The following is a 4019-nucleotide window of genomic DNA, read 5'->3' as shown; positions in this document are numbered from 1 at the left end:
GTCTCTACCAAGTCTTTAGTTGGGTTACACTTGGTTTCACCCAACCTACAAAGTCTCTGGTTAGGTTACACTTGGTTTCACCCAACCTACAAAGTCTTTAGTTGGGTTACACTTGGTTTCACCCAACCTACAAAGTCTCTACCAAGTCTTTAGTTGGGTTACACTTGGTTTCACCCAACCTACAAAGTCGGAGTGATCATGAAGTTGAGGAAGAGTTTTGGGGAAGTTTTAGGGGTATTTCAATAACAAACTCGCTTCCCACAGACTCTTGGGAAACACAACGCAGGGTTCCTCCGTGTTTTTCGACGATAATTTGATAGCTGGTGGATAGTCCTAAACCTGTTCCTGAACCCACGGGTTTGGTGGTGTAGAAAGGGTCAAAGACTTTGGAGATGATTTCCTGACTGATACCAATACCGTTATCAGCAATGCGAATTTGGACGGTTTTTTGCTCGGTTAGCATGGTGCTGATCCAAATCATACCTGGCTCGTTGATAATTTGTTCCTGGGTCTGTTTTTTGTAGCGATCGCAAATAGCATCAATAGCATTATTGATTAGGTTGAGAAACACCTGATTAAGCTGTCCAGCACAACATTCAATCTGGGGAATATCTCCATATTGTTTATGGACTTGAATCGCGGGATGTAATGGTTTTTCTTTCAGACGATTATCAAGAATCATCAAGGTACTGTCGAGGTTTTCATGTAGGTTAATATATTTAACTTCCGATTCATCCAGCCTCGCAAAAGTTCGCAGGGATTTAATAATATCTCGAATCCGATCTGCTCCCAAAGTCATTGATTTAAATAGACGCGGCAAATCTTCTATTAAAAATTGAAAATCAATAGTTTCTATTTCTTCGGTGATTTCCGGGTGTGCTTGGGGGCAATGCTTTTGATATAGTTCAATTAGTCCTAATAAATCTCTGGTATATTCTTTAGCATGGGTAATATTGCCGTAAATAAAGCTGACTGGGTTGTTGATTTCATGAGCCAAACCTGCTACCATTTGCCCTAGGCTAGACATTTTTTCGGATTGCACTAATTGAACTTGTGCTTGTTGAAGTTGGTTTAATGTAGCTTCTAGGGTTTCAGTTTGCGCTTGTGCTACTCTGGCGGCTTCCTGGGTGGCGGCGTAGAGTTCTGCTTGGTTCAGAGCAATGACTAATTGATTAGCGATCGCTTCTAATAGCGCGACTTCTGAATGAGTCCAATTATGGATATCCTGACAATGTGCTAGGACTAAAGCTCCTTTAGTGTCTTGTTGTGTCTGAATGGGTAAAATCAAAACAGAACGGCATTCTAACACCAAAAAGAAATTGCGAATAGTGGGAGTCGGACAGGTGGCAATATCATCAATTCGCATCATTTCTCCAGATCGGATATATTTGCTAACTGGACGCAAAGCATCGCCGGGGTAAAGTTCAGAAATACTCGTGAGAGAGTCAATTTTGGCTTCTTTGCGAACTTCCCATTCAGGGGTATCTAAGTCGCTTCTATACCAGACAAAATAGGTGCGATCTATATTTAATACACGCCTAATTTCAGCGACAGCAGTTGCCAAAATAGTATCTGTATCCAGGGAGTTACGAATCAACCCAGATAGACAATTTTCGAGTGCTTCTCTTTCTGCTAGTTCTCGCAGTTGTGCTTCGGAAATTCTTAAATTTTCCTCAGTTTTTTTAAGGCTGCTAATATCAAAAGCTGTGCCAATAATTCGGTTAACTCTTCCCGAATCGTCTATAATAGGATTAAGAGTAGTGAGAAAAAAAAATTTATTTTGACCAAAATTCAAATATTCCTCATACTGTAATGATGACTTTTTCAGCCAACAAGTTTCATAGTGACAGCGGATAGCTTTAGCATATTCATCTAAAAACATATCTTCGGGTTTTTTACCGATAATATCCCTAGATTTGATGCCAGTAATTTTTTCGGATGCGGGGTTCCATCCCACAAACTGAAAGTCTCCATCTTGGGTAACATCAACGACAAAAATTGCTTGTTCAATTCCATCATAAATACTAGAGAGGAACTGCTCACGATCGCGCAAAATTTGCTCAGAGTTTTTGCGATCGGTAATATCCATAGCAATTTCAAATAGGCGCAGTACCTGTCCGACTTGGTTACGAACCGCCTCCCCGCGACCTTGAATATAACGAATGCCATCAGGTCTAACAATACGGTGGTCAATTTCGTAGGATTTTCCGGTAGCTAAAGCTCTCTCAACTTGGTTTAGCCAATTGTCGCGATCGTCAGGATGAATAAGTTTTAGTAATTCCTCAAAGGTTAAACAATCTTGGTCTTTGACCAAACCCAAAATCTGCAAAAATTCATCAGAACAAGTAATTTTTTGAGTAACAACATCATATTCCCAATTACCTATATGAGCAATACGCTGCGCCATTTCCAGGTTTTCAGCTACTCGCAAGGCTTCAGTTTCTTTCTGTTTACGTTGAGTAATATCTCGGTTACTAACCCGTTTTCCCTGATACTGTCCGGCTGCATCATAGATAGGCTGATAGTTATGACCAATCCAACGCACTTGTTGATCGCGGGTGATCATACGAAAATCTATTTCCTGGTTATTACGATCGCAGACATTTTCATATAAATAAGGAATTATGCGATCGCGATCTTCAGGATGAATAATTTTTGCCAATAGGCTAGGGTCTTGCATAAACTCCTTGACCGAGTAGCCAGTTATGCGTTCACAGGAGGGAGAAACATATACAATTTCCTGTTGAGGATTAATCCAATATTCCCAATCATAGGTAAAATCGATAATCCTTCGGAACTTATCTTCAACAGCCTTGAAATTATCGGCGATCGCTTTTTGTTCAGTAATATCTCTACCTACTCCATAAATAGACCCCGACTCGAACACAGGCACAAAAGTCCAGGACCACCATTGATAGGAGCCATCTTTAGATAAAAGTCGATTTTCAAACTGACGAGTTTTGCCATAATGTATAGCATTAAATTCCTGAAAAGTTATGGTTTGGTCTGGCTCATATACCAAACTCATAAAAGAACTATCTATCAGTTCATTAAAATCATAGCCTAAGCTAATTTCCCAGGCGGAATTAAGAAACTTAAAGTTACCTTCCAGGTTGAGAATTGCCACCAGGTCAACGGTATGGTTAAATAGGTGATCGATTTGATTTCTATGATGCCACCATTCAGCTAAACGTTTTTGTAGAGAAGCCAGTAACCTGTGCTGTCTGAAATTGAAAATATGAGTAAATTTCGAGGTAATAATAGCTGGCAATTTTGCGGGATTATTACCATCATGATAGTCCCCAGCCATTTCCGTATCAAAAATAAAGCCATTCAAGACAATATCGTGATTAGGTTTTCTCTCGGGCTTGGCACTGGCATATAGCAATTTCCATTGGCCATCTGGGGTGGTATATTGCCAATGTCTAGACCAAGTTTTTAAACTGGCTGCACAATCATAAATAGACTTATAAAAATTTTGGCGATCGCCCTTTTTTTTTAATCCAAAAATGTTGTCCGAATTGATGCAAAAATCATCTAATTCTACCCCATAAATATCTCTAAAATTGCCAATAATATAGGTATATTTTTCACTACCATCAGCAGACAATAGATATTGATAAAATACCCCAGAAATCCCCGCCATTAATTCTTGAAGTTGTTGGCATTCATTCATGAGATTTCCATGTTTACCTGTCAACTCAGATTGTACAGATGGTTCTGGGGTCATTTTCAGTGCACCTCTCTACTCAATCAGACCAAGGCTTTAAGGGCGCGTTTAACACTTGATGCAAGATTTGAATAGGTAATAGGTAACAATCCCAAGTTTCCACCCTATAACCCATTTTCCGCGCACTTTGCTATCTCCGATCATAAGCCATATTATTATCAAACAATAATAAGTTTTTAAACAGCACGCGGCCAGGAGTATCCCCTGGGCAAAACACTGGCATAGGGAGAGGGTCTGATACATTTACGCGACATTTATCCGGCTATTGCCTGACAATGCGACGATAGCA

The 4019-nt window shown here is 39.9% G+C and carries 1 protein-coding gene; it reads right to left on the bottom strand.

The annotated features are described in order from the left end of the window. Positions 1–196: 196 nt before the first annotated feature. Positions 197–3730, bottom strand: a complete 3534-nt coding sequence (locus tag P5683_RS21450) for a PAS domain-containing protein (protein WP_046320780.1) — start codon at positions 3728–3730, stop codon at positions 197–199. Positions 3731–4019 lie beyond the last annotated feature (289 nt).

It is taken from the genome of Limnospira sp. PMC 1279.21, from assembly GCF_032349615.1.
Classification (GTDB): Bacteria; Cyanobacteriota; Cyanobacteriia; order Cyanobacteriales; family Microcoleaceae; genus Limnospira; species Limnospira fusiformis.
Note: the sequence above shows the minus strand (reverse complement) of the source record. Positions and strands in the feature narration are given on the sequence as shown.

What these genes read in the sequence shown, in the direction of transcription:
- P5683_RS21450 (WP_046320780.1), bottom strand. Translation starts at nt 3,730, where the DNA reads ATGACCCCAGAACCATCTGTACAATCTGAGTTGACAGGTAAACATGGA.